A 226-nucleotide genomic window follows, 5' to 3' on the forward strand; every position below is an offset into this window, starting at 1 on the left:
GGTGACCTCGCCGGGCACCTCGGCCGCGGCAAGGGCGCGATCGGCGAGGAGCTCAAGGCGATCGTGCCGCTCCTCAGCCGGGTCGTCCGCACGGCCCGCTACCGGCCCTGGTTCCAGCTCTACCTCTGCAGCATGCGTGGCTCGTTCGCTGCGGACGGCGCCCGCGCCGGAGTGACGCCGTACGTCAACAACGCCCAGAGGTGCTCGTCGTGAAGCCGTTCCAGAG

Annotated in this window: 1 pseudogene; it reads left to right on the forward strand. The window is 71.2% G+C overall.

Annotation, left to right across the window (positions count from 1 at the left end):
- Positions 1–213, forward strand: a pseudogene (locus tag F0U44_RS23200) (hypothetical protein); the annotation flags it as partial.
- Between the last annotated feature and the right edge of the window lie 13 nt (positions 214–226).

The sequence above is a fragment of the Nocardioides humilatus genome (genome assembly GCF_008373755.1).
GTDB lineage: Bacteria > Actinomycetota > Actinomycetes > Propionibacteriales > Nocardioidaceae > Nocardioides > Nocardioides humilatus.